Source organism: Rhodococcus sp. GB-02 (assembly GCF_053470465.1).
Map to the genome: position 1 here is coordinate 160588 of NZ_JBPUKE010000004.1, position 18309 is coordinate 178896.

Annotated in this window: 19 protein-coding genes; 10 read left to right on the forward strand and 9 right to left on the reverse strand. The window is 62.2% G+C overall.

All coding sequences use genetic code 11. The features are described 5' to 3' along the window. Positions 1-156: 156 nt before the first annotated feature. Positions 157-1167 (reverse strand): alcohol dehydrogenase AdhP, encoded by a 1011-nt coding sequence (adhP, locus tag ACSW29_RS25615; protein ID WP_448278612.1) that lies wholly within the window; start codon positions 1165-1167, stop codon positions 157-159. An 820-nt stretch (positions 1168-1987) separates the two neighbouring features. Here adhP and ACSW29_RS25620 point away from each other — a divergent pair. Continuing rightward, positions 1988-2389: a VOC family protein gene (locus tag ACSW29_RS25620; RefSeq protein ID WP_136472369.1), complete on the forward strand. Its 402-nt coding sequence runs from the start codon at positions 1988-1990 to the stop codon at positions 2387-2389. Between the two features lie 178 nt (positions 2390-2567). Here ACSW29_RS25620 and ACSW29_RS25625 read toward each other — a convergent pair whose 3' ends face one another. The 6 genes from ACSW29_RS25625 to ACSW29_RS25650 all read right to left on the reverse strand — a co-directional run bounded on the left by ACSW29_RS25625 (position 2568) and on the right by ACSW29_RS25650 (position 7019). Further along, complete coding sequence (locus ACSW29_RS25625; protein WP_317829225.1) at positions 2568-3203, reverse strand: hypothetical protein; 636 nt, start codon at positions 3201-3203, stop codon at positions 2568-2570. 327 nt (positions 3204-3530) lie between these two features. Then, complete coding sequence (locus tag ACSW29_RS25630; RefSeq protein WP_448278613.1) at positions 3531-4370, reverse strand: hypothetical protein; 840 nt, start codon at positions 4368-4370, stop codon at positions 3531-3533. Beyond that, complete coding sequence (locus ACSW29_RS25635; protein WP_448278614.1) at positions 4367-5317, reverse strand: ABC transporter ATP-binding protein; 951 nt, start codon at positions 5315-5317, stop codon at positions 4367-4369. The genes ACSW29_RS25630 and ACSW29_RS25635 overlap by 4 nt, the downstream gene beginning before the upstream one ends. Before the next feature lie 239 nt (positions 5318-5556). Beyond that, positions 5557-5856 (reverse strand): DUF4342 domain-containing protein, encoded by a 300-nt coding sequence (locus tag ACSW29_RS25640; protein WP_283569274.1) that lies wholly within the window; start codon positions 5854-5856, stop codon positions 5557-5559. A gap of 142 nt (positions 5857-5998) precedes the next feature. Beyond that, entirely contained in the window at positions 5999-6340 is a 342-nt protein-coding gene (locus ACSW29_RS25645; protein WP_448278615.1) for a DUF3024 domain-containing protein, read from the reverse strand. Between the two features lie 37 nt (positions 6341-6377). After that, positions 6378-7019 (reverse strand): IS30 family transposase, encoded by a 642-nt coding sequence (locus ACSW29_RS25650; RefSeq protein WP_448278616.1) that lies wholly within the window; start codon positions 7017-7019, stop codon positions 6378-6380. A gap of 118 nt (positions 7020-7137) precedes the next feature. Here ACSW29_RS25650 and ACSW29_RS25655 point away from each other — a divergent pair, with 118 nt between their 5' ends. Further along, entirely contained in the window at positions 7138-7479 is a 342-nt protein-coding gene (locus tag ACSW29_RS25655; protein ID WP_448278617.1) for a hypothetical protein, read from the forward strand. Here ACSW29_RS25655 and ACSW29_RS25660 read toward each other — a convergent pair. Continuing rightward, on the reverse strand, positions 7476-8417 hold the full coding sequence (locus ACSW29_RS25660) for a PDR/VanB family oxidoreductase (protein WP_448278618.1): 942 nt from the start codon (positions 8415-8417) through the stop codon (positions 7476-7478). The two genes, ACSW29_RS25655 and ACSW29_RS25660, sit on opposite strands and share 4 nt — an antisense overlap. Before the next feature lie 148 nt (positions 8418-8565). Here ACSW29_RS25660 and ACSW29_RS25665 point away from each other — a divergent pair, with 148 nt between their 5' ends. From ACSW29_RS25665 to ACSW29_RS25675, 3 genes are read left to right on the forward strand one after another with little or no spacing between them, the layout of a single operon-like run. Continuing rightward, positions 8566-9771 carry an acyl-CoA dehydrogenase family protein gene (locus ACSW29_RS25665; RefSeq protein WP_448278619.1) on the forward strand — a complete coding sequence of 402 codons (1206 nt, stop codon included), beginning with the start codon at positions 8566-8568 and terminating at the stop codon, positions 9769-9771. Between the two features lie 35 nt (positions 9772-9806). Further along, positions 9807-10355, forward strand: a complete 549-nt coding sequence (locus ACSW29_RS25670; protein WP_448278620.1) for a PaaI family thioesterase — start codon at positions 9807-9809, stop codon at positions 10353-10355. A gap of 3 nt (positions 10356-10358) precedes the next feature. Continuing rightward, positions 10359-11300: an alpha/beta hydrolase family protein gene (locus ACSW29_RS25675; protein ID WP_317829233.1), complete on the forward strand. Its 942-nt coding sequence runs from the start codon at positions 10359-10361 to the stop codon at positions 11298-11300. A 4-nt stretch (positions 11301-11304) separates the two neighbouring features. Here ACSW29_RS25675 and ACSW29_RS25680 read toward each other — a convergent pair whose 3' ends face one another. Continuing rightward, the gene (locus ACSW29_RS25680) at positions 11305-12711 is read right to left on the reverse strand and encodes an MFS transporter (protein ID WP_230813336.1); all 1407 of its coding nucleotides are present in this window, start codon (positions 12709-12711) and stop codon (positions 11305-11307) included. 274 nt (positions 12712-12985) lie between these two features. On the opposite strand from ACSW29_RS25680, the gene ACSW29_RS25685 reads away from it, so the two are divergent. The 5 genes from ACSW29_RS25685 to ACSW29_RS25705 are packed head-to-tail and all read left to right on the forward strand — an operon-like array spanning position 12986 to position 18280. Further along, positions 12986-14143, forward strand: a complete 1158-nt coding sequence (locus ACSW29_RS25685) for an ABC transporter ATP-binding protein (RefSeq protein WP_448278621.1) — start codon at positions 12986-12988, stop codon at positions 14141-14143. A 40-nt stretch (positions 14144-14183) separates the two neighbouring features. Beyond that, positions 14184-15560, forward strand: a complete 1377-nt coding sequence (locus ACSW29_RS25690; protein WP_448278622.1) for an ABC transporter substrate-binding protein — start codon at positions 14184-14186, stop codon at positions 15558-15560. 43 nt (positions 15561-15603) lie between these two features. Beyond that, complete coding sequence (locus tag ACSW29_RS25695) at positions 15604-16473, forward strand: metallophosphoesterase (protein WP_317829236.1); 870 nt, start codon at positions 15604-15606, stop codon at positions 16471-16473. 3 nt (positions 16474-16476) lie between these two features. Continuing rightward, complete coding sequence (locus ACSW29_RS25700) at positions 16477-17433, forward strand: carbohydrate ABC transporter permease (RefSeq protein ID WP_374227989.1); 957 nt, start codon at positions 16477-16479, stop codon at positions 17431-17433. Beyond that, positions 17423-18280: a carbohydrate ABC transporter permease gene (locus ACSW29_RS25705; RefSeq protein WP_230813340.1), complete on the forward strand. Its 858-nt coding sequence runs from the start codon at positions 17423-17425 to the stop codon at positions 18278-18280. Before ACSW29_RS25700 ends, ACSW29_RS25705 begins: the two co-directional genes overlap by 11 nt. Positions 18281-18309: the final 29 nt, after the last annotated feature.

Below are 18309 nucleotides of genomic sequence, written 5' to 3' on the forward strand. Positions count from 1 at the left end.
CCTCCCAGTTTGTCGCGTTCAGCACCGTGACAGTGCCCTTCTACCGGAATCATGTTGCTACTCGTGCCAACCTGGCAATCGCTCCCGGTACGGCGCTCATTCATAGCTCCCTGCTGCTAGTCAGCAAGGTGAATCGTCCGAATCGTTTCACCGTCACTAGAATTCGAACACCAAGCGCGCAGTGACACGGCCAGCAAGAATGTCGTCGAAGCATTCGTTAACATCGTCGAGTTTGCGCGAAACTGCAGATACGGTGGTTTTTCCGGCGGCATGAAGCTCGAACACCTCACGCAGATCCTCACGTGTGCCGACTATCGATCCCAGAACGGAGATACCCCCGACTACGGTGTCGAAGATCGGGATCGGAAACACACCATGCGCAGGCATCGAAACACAGACCAGTCGGCCCCCGCGCCGAAGTGAGCGGAACGCTTGGTCGAAGACGCTCGGAACGACCGCCAACACGATCGCGACATCCGCACCGCCAAGCTTCTGGATCGCTTCGACAGGGTCTTCGGTCAGTGAGTTGACAGTGTGGTCCGCCCCCAATGTCGCGGCGAGCTCGAGCTTGTCGTCCTCGATGTCGATCGCGGTGACAAAACCTCCGGCGATCCTGGCGTATTGAACTGCCATATGCCCCAACCCGCCGACACCGAAGATCGCGACACGTTGCGCCGGCCTCACCCCACCGACCTTGACCGCCTTGTACGTGGTCACACCCGCGCAGGTGAGCGGGGCAGCATCGAACGACGAGATCGAATCGGGAACACGAACCGCGTACTGTGCTTGTGCCACAGCATATTCGGCGTAAGCCCCGTCGATGGAGTATCCGCTGTTCTGCTGCTTCTCGCACAGTGTCTCCCATCCGGAGACACAGTGGTCGCACTCACCGCACGCGGAACCGAGCCATGCGATTGCGACACGTTGACCGACACGATCGTGGGAAACATTCACTCCTGCCGCTTCGATCACTCCGATACCTTCGTGACCGGGCACGAATGGGACAGTGGGTTTGGCGGGCCAGTCGCCCTTCGCCGCGTGAATATCGGTGTGGCACAGTCCGCAGGCTTGGATCTTGATCAGAACTTGGTCCGGTCCAGGCGTTGGGATCGCAATATCCTGGACGACCAGGGGTGCTCCGAACTCTGTCACTACTGCTGCCTTCATCGCGATCATCCTCGGATTGGGGTGGACTCGAAAAGCCGACAGCCGATCTCGGCGCCGCACCTACTGATGCTCCCGCGACCAAGCACAGCTCAAGTAGGGTCAGAGGTCACCCCGGCAGGTCGAAGGACCCCGAATGCTAAACACCCCGAAAGGTTCGGGCCCCTGATTTCCTGCACTCATGGCCGCCCATTTACCGATGATTCCCATTTCCGCACCGCCTATCATCGAATCTCTCACTGGAATCACCGCAGGAGAGCACTGGCATCACCGTAAGAGCGATGAGGTCCGCTACCGCTTCGGCGGTGCGGCCATGCATGTTGCCACTGGTGTGGCGGTGCCGTCACCGGTGTTTCGCCGGGCCGCAGTGCAATTCCGGGCCTATGTGTCCATGGCGGTCTTTCGGCCCTACTCGGCTCGGGCAGCAACCGAGCACACTGAAAGAACACGGCGGTCACGCGATGAACGACAGAACGGCGATGAGGAATCCCGGATGGGCATCTTTCACACTCACGTTGGCGTGCGAGCGTCCTTGCCATGCAACACAATCCGTTTACCCACGCACTGACCCACCTCACGAAGGCGTCCACCGGTGTCTACGATCGCGCTATCGCTGGGTTGCGGTGAGAGCCGTCGCGGAGCGGAAGCGCGACAGTCCATTTGGTGCCGTTCCGAAAAACATTGAGCCACAATTTTTTAGGTCACCGTTGGCGGAGCAAAGAATCTGTGTTCACATCCTCGGGCGCGAGAGCGAGGGAAGGTTCACACAGGACAGTGGCCCACAGTTGCCGCTGGTGAATCACGTCCGAGGAAGGGGACCGAGATGAAGGTGTCGTCGTCGATGATGCATGTACGCGACTTGGATCGTTCTGTGCAGTTCTATCGTGATGTGTTCTCCTGCACTACGGGCCTGCGCACGCCGGACTCGGCGTTGCTCCTGACCCCTGACGGATTTCAGATCTACATGCACGCGAAGTCTGCATTTCGTCCAGTCGATGCCGGCGTCACCGGAGTCCTCTACATCATGTGGTCCACCGACACCGAAGACGAGTTCACACAGATAGCGGAACGAATGCGCGTGCACGACCCGTCGGCATCGGTCTCGACGTCCGACGGACTGACGCTCCTCGACGGACGCGACCCGGACGGAATCAGAATCGTCATCGCGTATCCGAGCCCGACGCAGTTCCCACGCGAGGTGATCGCTGCCCGCTTCCGCGGGTAACCACCGTCGCATGATTCGCAACCGGAAAGCCGTCGACACCGCCACTGGCCGGTCACTTGCCATAGATGGTGTCAGGCCAGCGACAAGTCTGCAGGGCACTCTCTCTGACGGCGCCCTGCCTGCTATGTCGTCTCGTCGACAGGTTCGAGGGCCGCGCCAGCTGAGCAGCGGGCTCGATCTAGCGTGCCATCGCTTCGGCGTTCGCGCGGAGTGTGTGCAACATTTTCCTGCTCATCACGAAACCTACCGGTTCGATGATCGAGCATCCGAAAGCAAGGCGGCTGGTCAATGACTGTCCATGTGAGTATCTCCCCCGCTCGATCAGTCGTGTTCTGTCCGAGGTTATGGGACGTAGATGGAACGACCACAGAGCATGGTCGGATATGTCTGGGCCTTCGCCGAGAAGAACCATTGTCGTGCCGCGCTTGATCATCGTCACGGTCAGAGGGGGTGATTTCGGGTGCAGAACTACCTTGTCACCCACTTCGAGGAGTTGGAAGTCGGGATTGATACCTGCCGCACTCGTGATGTTACATCCCACCATGTTCTCCAGTCCGCGATAGCTGTAGAAACCCGCACGTTGTTGGCCTATTTGAATCATCCACGGCCACAACTGATCTGCCGCGGAATCGACAGTGATCGCGTGTGTGTACGACCATGCCGCGTTCGGGACGAACTCATCGCCGGGAAGCGTCTCTGCGATCTCCGATGCCGTCGCACCCCAGCCAGTTCTCCACCGACGCAACGGCCTCGATGCAAGTATGTGAAAAGCAATGAGACCAGCACCGCCGATCGATTCCACAGCCTCGTTCATTCCGCGCCCACATCCTCGTGCTGCCCAGCCGAGACGCGGCTGGTTTCGCTACAGGCCCCTCGGGCACTTAACTCGCCTGTGCACCCCGCTGTCGTCGACGCGACTTTCGGCCGCGCCTCTGCATAGGTGGTAGTCGGATCCGCGACTGCACCGATTACCGCGAAAGCAGCACTCGACCAGACCAGCGGGTGGAGCACTTCTGGGTCGGCGGCGAATACAGTAGTCACAACGATTGGCAGCATATGTGCAGGACTGTGGTCGATGGTCGTCACGGAAGCCTCAATTGTTTTGTCTTCGAATCGGTTCGACACCCGTTTTAGGTGCGGCCTACGCGTCTCGACGTCTGAGCATGTAACCGGCGAAGCCGATCAAGAGTACTGTCCAGATCACCGCGACGCCGAAACCTTGCCATGGCGAGAGCAGGTCCCCCGGGGCTTGCTTCGGTGAGGCGATCAAGCTCCCGGCCTGAGAGGGTAAATAGGCGTGGATGTGCTGCCCGATACTGCCGGGCAGCAGCTGAGCCAGGGGCGCCAAAACGAGAACGAAACCGATGATGCCGGTGACGGCTCCCGCAGTGTGGCGGACGAGTGCACCGATCGCGATCGCCATTACTCCCAGCACCGAAAGGTACAGACCCGCACCGACTACGGCTCGCAGGACACCCGGATCACCCAACGACACCGATACGCGCGACCCCATCACCGCCGATCCGACAAAGAACGCCGGAAAGGCCGCGAGCTCGCCGACCACGAAGACCACAACCATGAACAGTCCGGACTTGGCGGCCAATACAGGTATCCGCGCAGGAACCGCCAGCAGGCTCGCTCTGATCGTTCCGCTGGCATACTCGCTGGTCATGACCAGAACGCCGAGAACACACACCGCCAGCTGTCCGAGCTGAAAACCGGCGCCGAGAATCTGGCGAGTAGGGTCGGCCACAATCTGCATTTGGGCAAGCGGATCGACTCTGTCCCAGTACGACACGGTAAACCACGTGAACAGCGCAGTGAAACCGACAGTGACGACAACCAGCAGCGACAGGGACCAGATCGCCGACCGGAGCGATACGAGTTTGGTCCACTCCGATTTCAGCAATCCCACAAGATTCAGGCCGCTGAGGTGCTGCGCAGGCGCAGCGGGTTCGTCATGAAACGCGGAGATACTCATCTCGCGGCGCTTCCTGTGGCGAGAGGCACCAGCGACCGCTCGTTGGGCGTCATTGCAGGGTGGGTGAGGTTCATGAACGCTTCCTCCAACGTAGCCACTTCCGGTGTCAGCTCGTAGATCGCGATGTGATGCTGATTGGCGAGTTCGCCGACACGCTGAGCGGAAATATCACGCACGGTGAGTGCGCCGTCATCACGCGCGCCGGTATGCCCCCCGGCCGAGGCGATACGTTCGGCGAGTGCCGGCGAATCGGATGACCTCACCAGCACGGAGGTGTGGCGGCTTCGAGCGACCAATTCCTTGGTGGTGCACTGTGCTATCAGTTTTCCGTGATCGATCACGACGAGGTTGTCAGCGGTTTGCGCCATTTCGCCCATGAGATGGCTGGAGACGAACACAGTTCTTCCCTCGCTTGCGAGGTGCCTCATCATGGATCGCATCCAGAAGATGCCGTCTGGATCCAATCCGTTGATCGGTTCATCCATGATGAAGGTCGTCGGATCCCCCAAGAGTGCTGCTGCGATTCCCAAACGCTTGCGCATACCGAGCGAAAAGGAACCCGCACGTTCTCCCTTGACGTCACGGAGGCCGACGAGATCGAGGACCTCATCGATACGGTGCCTCGAAATGGACTGTGTTTGAGCGAGATAGAGCAGATGATTGTACGCCGATCGACCTGGGTGAACAGCCTCGGAATCCAGGAGTGCGCCAACTTCACGTAAGGGCTGACGGAGCTGGGTATAGTTCACGCCGTTGATGTGGGCATGTCCATGACTTGGGTGGTCGAGCCCGACGATCAATCGCATCGTGGTGGACTTGCCCGACCCGTTCGGCCCGAGAAACCCTGTCACTGAACCGGATTCGACGTCGAAAGACAGGTTGTCGATCACAAGCTTGTCGCCGTAACTCTTGCTGAGCTCTCGAACTTCGATCGTGTGGCTCATCATGACCTACCAGAATTCGGTTGCGCAGGCGCTGTCGGAGCGGCGCAGATCGCTCCGGGCCATGTATCGATCACACAGGCCACGGCCTCGCGTTCCCCATCTCCGGCACTCACGTGAAATTGCGGACTGCGATCGCGCATCCCCTCGGCTCCCGCAGTTGCTGCAAGCCTACGCATATGGGTTCCTTCGTCGGCGGAATGAACTGAGGGAGCGGACAGGGTCTGTGGTAATCGGCAACACTGTCAGGAGACCGGTATCTCTTCGGTCTCGCGATGAACCTCGATTCGACAGTCCTTCACCACAGCGGCGACGGCAGCAACTGCGACCAGAACAGGTGCCGCTATGGCTACCACGACGCCAACCGTGACCGGAATCTCGAAAATGGTTTGGTCATGGTCGTTTTTCACCACAATTCGTCGGACGTTGCCATCATGTAGCAGCTTTTTCACCGCATCAGTTACCTCAGCTCCCTGAACCTGGAAACTGTTCGTAGGAGGAGCGGCGCCCATGGATCCGTTTACTGAATTTCCCTGTTCCTGCATAGTCGACATTCCGTTCTGTACAAACGCACGATGTGGACGCGGTGCGATATCGGGGCGCCGGGTAGCCGATCGACTACCCGTCATCAGTGTCGGGGACGGCCGATCCAGTGCGTAGAGTCTTTGTACCTGCGGGGCAGTTCTTTTACGGATGCGGATGTCGAGCGCCCACACAGCACTCGTGAGCTCTGGGCTCACGAACTGATGATGACCTTCGCCCAGACCGTGGGCACCTACTCGCAGTGACAGGGTCTTTCGGCAGTCCGCACCACTCGGCCCCGCTGAAATGCAGCCGGGCGATCGGGAAACGCGTCCACTCAGGGCCGAGGTCCTCCCGCCACGGCGGCCGGCATTCGCAGATCGTCAGATGACGGGGTGCGATGTCGCATTCGACCCGAATCTCATGACGCAGACGATCGGGAACCCTACTCGCGCAATACTTCACGACCCGCGCGACATCGAGTTCGGGAAGTCCGGTGGCAGCCATGCCCCATCATGCCAACCGTCATCGGCGGCCGGCTTCGCTATCCGGTTGCGCAGGAACCGAGTACCCGTTCCTCTCGCCGGCGTGGGCTGTCCCAGTCGAGCACTCGCCGAGGTCGATCGTTGAGTTTGGCCGCGATCATATTCAGGTCATCTTGGCTGAAACTGCGCAGGTCAGCGTTCTTGCGCAGGTACTGCCGCAGCAATCCGTTCGCGTTTTCGTTCGTCCCGCGTTGCCACGGAAGGTGCGGGGCGCAGAAGTAGACGGGCATGTCGAGGGTTGCGGTGATGCGCTCGTGTTCGGCCATTTCTCGTCCCCGATCCCAGGTCAGCGAACGACGTAGGTGCGCAGCCAACCTGCTCAGGTAAGTGATCAAAGCGTCCTCTACCGTCTCGGCCCGGTACCCGCCCGGCAATGCCACCACATGAGTGACGCGTGATTGCCGATCCACCAGCCTCGCGACCGCTGACGGGCGGATTCCGAACACGAGGTCACCCTCCAGGTGCCCGGGCTCACTACGATCGTTTGCCGCAGCTCCTCGAAGATCGATCGAGACCATATTTCGTATCCGCCCACGACCGTGGGAGCGTTTCTTCCCGCGAGCCTTGCTGTCCGCGCAAGCCACCGACGGATACGTCCGAATAGCGGATCCCAACTCAGCCGAGTCGCTTGCGGACAACATGATCGGCGAGATACGTGTTTCCGGTCCACGACTGAGCCCCGGTTACTGGGGCCGCAGCGAGATCGGGAAGGAACTGTGTACAAGTGACCTCGGCGCGGTCGTCGATGGTGAACTGTAGGTGGTCGGACGCATCAGGGACGACATCATCGTTCGAGGGAAGAACTATTACCCGCATGACATCGAGAACACCGTGCGGATCCACGTCGAGGGGCCGAAGTCCCTGACATGCGCGGCATTCGCGATTGCCGACTCCCACGGGATCGAAAAGTTAGTGATTGCTGCGGAGACCACCGCTGATCACGACGTGAGTCCGTCTGCGGTGAGGGAGGCAGTGACTCGCGAGCAAGGACTCACGGTGGGTGAGCTGGTGATGACGGACAAGCGACTGCAGAAGACCAGCAACGGCAAGTTAATGCGAGCCAACGCCAAGGCCCGCTACCTGCGGGGCGAGTTCGTCTAGAGATCCAGCTCGAGGACCGGTGACACAGCGGCCCTCGAGACGCACACCATCATCGATTCGCTCCGCTCACGTTCGTCGTCGCTCAGAACGGAGTCGCGGTGAATCGGGCTCCCGCCCAGCACCTTTGTCTCGCAACTCGAGCAGGTCCCTTCTCGGCAGGAGGTAACGACCGAGACGCCTGCGCGTTCGAGTGCGTCCACCAGCGCCTGGTCCGGGCCGACTCGGATGACGTCGCCCGTGCTGACGATACGTACATCGAATGCTGAGTCCGGCTCCTCGACGACAATGGGACGCGGTGCGAACCGTTCCACGTGCAGGGCACCCTTACCGTGTTGTTCTGCCGCCGCGAGCAACGGCTCCGGTCCGCAGCAGTAGACGCAGGTCTCGGCACCGGCGGTCCGAGCGATGTCGGCGAGCGGCAGCAGCCCTGCTTCGTCCTGCGGGAGTATCGCAACTTTGTCTCCATGCGCGGCGAGTTCGTCGACGAACGCCATGGAGGCGCGGGTGCGCCCCCCGTAGTACAGCTGCCACTGCGCACCTGCACACTCGGCGGCGGCGATCATCGGGAGTATCGGGGTGATTCCGATCCCTCCCGCTACGAACACGTACGCTGAAGCGTCGACGAGGGGAAAATTGTTGCGCGGCAACGAGACTTGGAGGGTGCATCCGATCTGTGCACGGTCGTGGAGGTAGGCCGACCCACCACGCCCGTTCGGCTCGCGCAGCACCCCGATGCGCCACCGAGTCCTCTCCGTTGTCGAGCCACACAGGGAGTACTGCCGGACGTCATCACCGCCGACACCGATATCCACGTGCGCGCCTGCATTCCACCCGGGCAGGTCACCGTCGTCGGGTAACGCGAGTTCGAGTGCGATCACGTCCGCAGCGACATCCGAACGTCCGACGACGACCACTGTGAACATACCGGCTTCCAACACTCTTGCTCCTTCGGTCGTGGACGTCTCGCACACCCCAGGCTGGGCGAACATCGTGACCCTCGCACGCCGTGGGCCCCATTGATGTCGTGCGATCGGCGTCGCCTATCGCGGCCCCGCTCGCACGACCCGCCGCCCGACACTTGACGCCATGACAACCGTCGAACGAGACATCGATCGCATCCAAAGATTCGATACCCCCGAGACAGTCGACCTGCTGGTCGCCAGGACCGCGGCCTTCGTGCAGGAACACGTTCTGCCCGTCGAGCGAGAGGTCATCGTCGAGGGCCGCGTAGTCGACGACGAGATGCGTCTTGAATTACAGCGTAAGGCGAAGGACGCCGGTGTCTTCGGCCCCCTGTCGGATACCGAGTACGGCGGCCTGCAGCTGTCCACGCGTGCTCAGGCCCGCGTCCTCGAGGCGTCGGGCGCGAGCCTACTGGGGCCGTTGTCGGTCAATGCGTCGGCGCCCGACGACGGCAATATCCACTTGTTGAAGCACGCCGGCACGCCAGAACAGCACGCACGCTATTTGGCCCCTCTGGCGTCCGGAGACGTCCGCTCGTCCATCGCGATGACCGAACCCGCCCCCGGGACCGGCTCTGATCCATCGATGTTGCGGACCACGGCGCGCCGCTCCGATTCGGGCTGGGTGATCGACGGTGCCAAACACTTCACCACGGGAGCCGACGGCGCGGCCTTCACCATCGTCATGGCAGTCACCCCGAACGGTCCCACGATGTTCATGGTCGACCAGAACAACCCGGGTCTGCACGTCGGACGGCGCATGCCGACGCTCGACCACAGCATTCCGGGTGGGCACTGCGAGATGCAGTTCACCGAATGCGAGGTCCCCGCCGACGCCGTACTCGGCGAAGAAGGGAAAGGCATGCTCTACGCCGGGGTCCGGCTCGCACCGTCCCGCTTGGTCTTCTGCATGAACTGGCTCGGCCTGGCCGTGCGTGCCCACGAAATGGCCGCCCGCCACATCGTCGGTCGCTCATCGTTCGGCGTCCCCATCGCCGACCATGGAATGGCACAGGCCCATGTCGCCGACAGCGAGATCGACATCGAAGCGTCACGCGGTCTGATTCGCCGAGCTGCGGAGATCATCGACACCGAGGGTGCCGATTCCTCCAGCGCCCGCCACAGCGCCTCCATCGCAAAGACTTTCGTTTCGGAGGCCGTGTGGCGAATTCTCGATCGGTCGGTCCAGCTCCACGGAGGCCTCGGCGTCTGCGAGGACCACCTTGTCGCCCGGTTCCTCGTCGAGGCACGCGCGTTTCGCATCTACGAGGGCCCGTCGGAGGTCCTGCGGTGGTCCATAGCCCGCCGAGTGCTGCGCCCCTTCCGCTGACCCACTTCTTCACACACAACAGAACGGAGCTCATCGTGTACACTTCGACTTCCACGTCCACCACAGGCCATCGGGTCGGACTTTTCGCAGCAGCGTTCGGTGACATCGACGGCTGTGCACCCGATTTCGAGCACCTTCGATCGGTGTCCAACTCCCTCGTGCCGTTCGGAAAACACGTAGGGACCATTGTCACCGAGATCGGCCCCGATCGAGCCGTCGTCGAGATTCCGCGCGAACCCCACGTGGTCAACCACATGAACACCGTCCACGCGGGCGCGCTGTTCACCGCAGCAGATATCGCTGGAGCTGTAGCGTTCGTCGGTGCCGCCGCAACGAGGCTGTACGTCGTCGAGAGTCTCGTCGTGCGCTCGGCGAGCTCGACGTATCGCAAGCCCGCCTCGGGAAATATCCGTGCGATCGCAACCGTCGACGAGCGGGAGATGCGAGCCATCCTCGCCGCCCAGTCCGACGCACGCTTCGAGCTCACCGGCAAAGCGCTGATGGTGAACGACGACGACGTCACCGTCGCCAAGTTCACCTTCGACTACGTGTGCGACGTCGTCGTCTCCGACGGGCAGGTCTAACCGATGTCCACAACCTCGGGAACACCGAGCGGCCCCCAGGGTGCCGAGAAGGAGACGCCGGCCCGGCGCCCCTCCGAATACTCATTGCTCGAATCTCTGCCCGTCGAGGTCGCGGGCGGAATCACGTTCACGGTTCGATTGGTGCCGGCAGCAGACCCGTCGGCTCCGGTGGTTCTCATCCTCCCGGCCATGGTCATGAAGGCCAAGCACTACATGCATCTCGCCAAAGCCCTGAATGCACAGGGAGTGTCGGTCGCCCTGTGCGATCTTCGTGGACAGGGTGAAAGCACACCGGCACTGCTCGATCAGCCGAACTTCGGCTACCGCGAGATGCTCGAAACCGATCTTCCCGCCGTGACCGCGGCGGTGAAAGAACAGTTTCCGGACAGTGAGCTGCACCTGTTCGGACACAGTCTCGGCGGTCAGTTGTCGTTGCTCTACGCGGCGGCCGAACCGGGAGTGGTCGACAGTGTCACGGTCATCGGCACCGGGACGGTCTACTGGCGCGCATTCGGTATCCGACGGTGGTTCGAGGCGCTGCGCGACATCCAGTGGATCGGCTTGGTCGCACGGGTCAAAGGACACTGGCCGGGCGGCGTCCTGATTCCGGGGGCCATGGCCGGGCGCGTCATGGTCGATTGGTCGCGGCACTCCCTGACCAGTCACTACCGACCCACCGGAACGTCCCGTGACTACGACCGCTTGCTTGCGGAGATGACTACCCGGGTCCTGGCCATCTCGCTCGCCGACGACCATCTGGGTCCCAAATCGAATGTCGACTTCCTGGAATCGAAGATGAAGGCGGCCGCGGTGTCCCGGTGGCACATCGACGGTGATTCCCCGGTCACCCACCGCGATCACTTCGAGTGGATCAAGGATTCACCGGTGATCGCTCGGGTCGCGTCCGAGTGGATTCGGGCGGGTGTCGCGACAACCGCTTCCTGATCTTTCATTCGCGCGGTCCTGACAGCCGCAGCACGACGGCCGTCAGGACCGCACCCGCCAGGGCTCCCACCGCAGCGATGACGAACGTCGTCGACATCGACGTGACCTCGTCCCCCACGCGCGGCGACGCGATGGCCGCAGCGGCAACGCCGAACACGGCGCCGAACTGCCGGAACGTATTCATTGCGCCTGATGCGGCACCCACCGACTCCGCCGGAACCGCGTTCATCATCGCGGCAATCGCGACGACACCGCCGGAGAGCGGTATGCCGATCCCGAGCAAGGCGAGAGCGACTCCGTAGACGGCGAACGGTGCGCCCGCCGGGATCGACAACAGACCCAGCATCCCGGCGCAGATCGAGCCGAGCCCGAGCAACATCGTCGGACGGGTACCGAGCCGACCGACAATGTACGACGCACTCAGCGATCCGATTCCCATTGCGCCGAAGAGCGGGAGGAATTGCAGGCCCGTCGCGATCGGACTGAGGCCTCGCTCCCCCTGCAAGTACAGCGTCAGGATGAACAGCACGCCGTAGAGGCCGAACAATCCGAGGAAATTGACTGCACATGCAGCGAGAACTTCGGGGATGCGGAGCAGTCCCGGCGGCAACATCGGCAACTCGGTGCGGCGCTCCCACACCACGAACGCCGCCGCAGAGAGCGCCGCAACCCCGAAGGTCACCAGCACGAACGGATCCGCCCAGCCGCGATGCGGGCCCTCGACCAGCGCGAGTGTGGCGCCGACACCTGCCGCTACGAAGAAGGCCTGGCCGAGGACGTCGATACCACCGCTACGCGGCTTTTCCTTGTGGCGCAGAGAAATCCGCAAGGCACCCCACGCGAACACCGCGATGGGAACATTGATCCAGAACAACGACTGCCATCCCGCCGACGACACCAGCACCCCACCGACCAGCGGTCCCAGTGCAAGCGCAACCCCCGCGGTGCCACCCCACAGACCGATGGCCTTCGCCCGGGCCGTAGGGCGGGGAAAGTGCGTGGTCAACGCCGCGACGGACAAGGGAACGATGACCGCCGCGCACACGCCCTGCAAGGCGCGACCCGTGATCAGCACGCTCATGGTCGGCGCGAGGGCGCAGACGATCGATGCGAGCCCGAACGCGCCGGTGCCACCGAGCAACATGCGCCGAGTGCCGAATCGGTCGCCGAGCAGCCCGCCCGACAACAGCAGGCACGCGAATGCCAATGTGTACGCGTCCAGAATCCATTGCGCCGCAGTGTCTCCGCCATCCAGGCGGTCTGCGATGGTCGGAATCGCTACCGGAGCGATGCTGGTGTCGAGGTAGACGATGAACGTCACCGCGCAGATGCCCCGCAGGAGGGCCCGCCGGCGGAGTTCGGGCCGGTTGGCGGGAATATCGGTTCGGGAGATGTCACTATCCGAAGTCACTCGAAGATCGTATGCTCAGAATACGAATTGCTGTCGAGCGAAGACACTTTCGGTCGCCGGCGATAAAATACGCCTATCCTGGCTGGCCACCGCCGGAATCAACTTCTCGGCGATTGGGTGACGGCGATCGCACGCACCCGAAGATTCTATCGGCCCAGGTCCACGCATCGTCATTGCTCCCGGCACAGGACCGCGGCGGCCGGTGTTCACCTCGAGTACACAACGGCGTGTTGGCATGTTCCCACGGATCACGTGCACAGCAAGGAGACACACAGTGAGTCGAATCCAACTCCAATCGATATCGAAGAAGTTCGGTACCACCCATGCGATTCACGACGTCAGTCTCGACATCGCGGACGGCGAATTCATGGTCCTTCTAGGGCCGAGCGGGTGCGGCAAGTCCACCCTCCTGCGAATGGTGGCCGGCCTGACCCAACCGACGTCGGGGCAGATTTTGCTCGACGACAACGACATCACCTCGGCACCCCCACGTGGACGAGATCTTGCGATGGTCTTCCAGAGTTACGCGCTGTACCCCCATCTGACCGTCGCCAAGAACATCGGATTTCCGTTGCGCACCCGCAAGCTATCGCGACAATCCATCGCTGACAGCGTGGCGAAGGTGGCGTCGATCCTCGATCTGACCCCACTACTCGCGCGGCGTCCGGCCGAATTGTCCGGCGGGCAACGGCAGCGAGTTGCATTGGCGCGAGCGATGGTTCGCGAACCGGGCGCATTCCTGATGGACGAACCCCTGTCCAATCTGGACGCACAACTGCGGAGCGCGACGCGTACCGAACTCATCGAACTGCACAGAAGGATCGGCACCACCTTCCTGTATGTCACCCACGACCAGGTCGAAGCCATGACGATGGCGTCTCGGATCGCGTTGATGAACGACGGGCGCGTCGAGCAAGTGGGCACTCCGACCGAGTTCTACGACACCCCTCGGTCCACGTTCGTGGCAGGCTTCCTCGGAGCGCCGCCGATGAATCTCCTGGCGGCCGACGTGGTGAGCCGAGGCGGCGAACTATACGCGGAGGCAGCCGATCTTTCGGTGCCACTGGGCATCTCGGCCGACGAAGTCGCTGCTCGCAGCGTGACCATCGGCGTTCGCCCAGAACGTATCGTTCTCCGCCACGACGGCGTCGGCACCCCGGCCACGGTCGCTACCGTGGAGAACCTCGGGAGCGAAGAACTCGTTCATGTACGTGTGGGGCCTAATGCCCTGTGCGCCAGAGTGTCCCGGCCTGCCGGCGTACGACCCGGCGATACGGTCCACCTCGGCCTGGACAAGTTCGACCTTCATCTGTTCGACCGCGACACCGGGCGCCGGTTGGTCTGGCAGCCCGAGGACGCGGTTGCCGACACCGCAGTTGCAGACACCGATGTCACCGCCCGGCAGACGGGTATCCCAGTCTTCACTTCCTAGATCCCGATTCCTTCCGTACCCACTCTCACCAGGAGCAACAATGAAAAGAACCCTTCTCGGCATGGGTGCGCTCATGACGAGCGCACTCGTACTGACTGCGTGTGGCGGTCTCGGCAGCACGACGACGACGGAGACCACATCTGCTTCCCAACCGGTGCCCGAACTGACCGACGACCAACAGGTCTCGATTGTCTTCGAGAGCTACAACTACGGTCTGGCAGGTGCGTGGACCGACACGTTCAACACCCTGATCGGCGAATTCGAAAAGCAGCATCCGAACATCACCGTCACAGCGCAGAAGCCGCAAGGCAACAGCCCCAACCCCGCAACGGACACTGTGTCGAGCATTCAGAACCAGACCGTCGCGGGCGCACCCCCGGACATTGCACAGCTCGGGTTCAGCGACCTGGACTTCACCATCAACCAGCTGGGAGCGCGATCCCTCGACGAACTCTTCGGCAAGGACGAGGTTCAGAAGAACTTCGACGGAACGAAGCACGCCTACGCACCCACCGCACGCACGCTCGCAGACTGGGACGGGACCACGTACGGCATCCCGTTCGTGTTCTCCACGCCCGTCTTCTACTACAACGCAACACTCTTCGAGCAGGCCGGTCTCGATCCTGCCGATCCGCCCTCGACCTGGGACGAGGTTGGCGAGGCGGCGAAGACCATTGCCGACCGGACCGGCAAGGGCGGGGTGTACCTCGACTGCCTCACCAAGTCCGCGAAGGACTGGTGCTACCAGAGTTTGATCCGATCGAACGGCGGACGCGTCATCTCGGAGGATCGGACGTCTCTCGAATTCGCCGACGAGGCGGCCGTCGAAGCTACGACGATGGCGCGGAAACTGGTCGCCGACGGAGCGACGCCGGTATTGAGTCAGCAGCAGGGATACGAGGCCTTCGCTCGCGGCGACATGGGGATGATTCTCGAAACCAGCGCTATACAAGGGACGTTCACCAAGGGCGCCAAGGACAAATGGGATCTGCGTGCGACCACGATGCCGTCCTTCGGTGACAAGCCTGTCGTTCCCACCAACTCGGGTGCGTCGCTGTTCACGTTCGCATCCGACCCCGCTAAGCAGCGTGCGTCCTGGGAACTCATGAAGTTCTTGACCAGCGAGGAGTCCTACACCACAATTTCGCAGGGCATCGGCTACCTTCCGCTGCGCACCGGGCTCGTCGACGATCCCGAGGGACTTCAGGATTGGGCATCGAAGAGCCCGCTGATCGGGCCGAACCTGAAGCAGCTGGAGTCGATGGAGCCGTGGGTCTCCATGCCCGGCAACAACTATCTGCAGATCCGTGACGGAATGATGGACGCCGTCGAGTCGATCGTCTATCAGGGTGCGGATCCGGGTCCGACGCTGGAGGCCGCCCGCGATCAGGGCACAGCTCTTCTCCCTGCTCAGTAGACCGTCGCCCACCTGCCGAAGCCGCCCAAGAAAAGGACACGAGATGGCTGGACCTGATTTCACCGTCATTCAGTTGACGGACACACACATTCGCAGAGAGGGTGAGACGGTGCACGGTGTCGTCGACACGCTCGCCAACCTGCACACGGTCCTCGACCGACTGGTGAACTCGGGGCAGCGCATCGACGCCCTGGTTCTCTCGGGAGATCTCACCGACGATGGTGACCCGGAGGCATACCGCCGGTTGCGCGAGGCGGTCGTTCCCGCCGCCGACGCTCTCGGTGCCGTCGTGATCTATGCAATGGGCAATCACGACGATCGCGAAGCGTTCGTACACGAATTGATCGCGCCGCCGTCGCCCGACGGCCCCGTCAATTCCGTGGATTCCGTGGATTCCGTCTTCGACATCGGTGGAGTCCGAATCGTCGTTCTGGACAGCACGACGGCCGGGAGACACGACGGCCGGCTCGAGCCGAGCCAGCTGTCGTGGCTGACCGACGTTCTTGCCGAGCCGGCACCCGGCGGCACGATCCTGGTGCTGCATCACCCACCGATCCCGTCACCGGTCACTTCGGTCAATTCTCTTCGGCTGCAGCACTCAGAGCATCTCGAGGCCGTTCTCGCTGGATCTGATGTAGGCATGATCCTGTGCGGTCACGCCCACCACACGAGTTCGGGTTCGATCGCTGGGATTCCGGTGTGGGTGGGCCCCGCGATGTCGTACCGCGTCGACCCGATACCGCCCGTCGGCCGACATCGCGGTGTCGTCGGGTTCGGCTTCTCCCGCATCGATGTGTTCGGATCGTCCTTCGTCGCTACCGCGGTGGAGGCCACGCCGTCTGCGACGGTGTACGACGAGTCGATGCAGGACATTCTCGACAAGCTCGCGGCGCTTTCGCTCCAGGCTGGGTGAGACGTGTTCGTCAGCGTTCTCGACCGCCCTGTACCCGCCAAGGAGACGGCCTCCGAACCCGCTCGAACCATCCGGGATTCATCGATCGCGCGTGTACTGCGCGTCGCGCAGCCGTATCTGTATCTGACACCGGCCATCGCACTGCTCGTCGTGTGGACCTATCGCCCACTCGTCCAAGCTGCTCAGTTGTCGACGTATTCGTGGAATTTGTTGCCCACGACACCGATGCAAGCGGTGGGGGCGGACAACTACCGTCGTCTGCTCGAGTTGCCGGCCGTCGGTGACTCCATCTGGCGCACGGTCGTTCTGATTCTCGCCCTGCTCCCCTTCTCGATCGTTCTGCCCGTGGTGATCTCGTTCGCAACACGGGGCGTACACGGGCGAGCACGGGTGATGTACCAGAGCATCATCTTCGCTCCGTTCCTGATCGCACCGGTAGCGGGCGCGGCGGTATGGCAATGGCTGCTCGATCCGAGCGCCGGAATCGTCAATCGGATTCTCGGTTCGGACCGCAATTGGATCCAGGACACAGCTACCGCTCAGTGGGTGATCATCATCATCACGGGGTGGCACTTTCTCGGGTTCGCGGTGCTGGTGGTGTCCGCCGGCATGGCGAGTGTGAACAGCGACTACTCCGAGGCCGCACAGATGGATGGGGCGTCGCGGTGGCAGATCGATCGCTGGATCACACTGCCGCTGCTCTCCCCCACCCTGGTGTTCCTCACGCTCATGACCGTCCTGCTCAGTGCACAGTGGACATTCCCGCTGATCGACACCCTGACGCAGGGCGGGCCGTCGCAATCGACGACTAATATCTACTACCTGTTGTGGGACTACGGTTTCCACAGCTTCGACGCCGGACTCAGCGCGGCCGCGGGCATCGTGCTCTTCGTGGGATTCGGTGCTGTCGCAGGTATCCTTGTCTGGCTCTCCGAACGGATAACGTTTCATGACAACTGACATGCGCAACACCGGCGCGCCCGACAGCGTCGAGGGTAGCGGCGATCTTCTGCGCCGAGTTCGCGGGCACGCCATCCTGATCGTCATCGCGGTGGTGTGTGCGTTCCCGATTTATTGGCTGTTCGCGACATCGTTGCGTCGGCCGGACGACGTCGGGTCCCTCTCACCGTTTCCGTGGCCACTGTCGATCGAGAACTACACGGACGCCGCATCGAAGGTCGACATAGTCGGCCTCCTGTTGAACACGTTCGGTGTCGCATTCGTGTCCGCCGCGTCGCAGCTGTTGATCGCATTGCTCGCGTCCTACGCGTTCGCGATGTACACGTTCCGTTTCCAGAACTTCCTCTACCTGGCATTCATCGGGACGTGGTTGGTACCGTTCCAGGTCACCATGCTGCCCAACTACGTTCTGCTGTACCAAATGGGTCTGATCAACACGCTCGCCGGAGTGGTGGTGCCGACGCTGTGTTCAGCTCTCGGCGTGTTGATGCTGCGTCAACACATGACCAGCTTCCCGAAGGAACTGGTAGCGGCTGCGCGAATGGACGGCCGGTCGTCGTGGTCGATCCTGTGGACCGTCGTGGTACCCAATCTGCGTCCGGCCCTCGCCGCGCTGTCCATCCTGTTGTTCATCAACTCGTGGAACGAGTACTTCTGGCCGGCAGTGGTATTGCAGCGCAGCAATTCCGTCCTGCAGCTCGGTTTGCGTAGCTTCATGGGCACCGAGGGCAACGACTGGGGCCCGATGATGGCGGTGGCAGGGATGGCGTGCCTACCGGTCTTCCTCCTCTATATCGTGCTGCAACGTCATATCGTCAACGCGTTCGTCCGCTCCGGTCTCAAGTAGGAACCGAATCAGGGGCGGGGGGGGGGGGG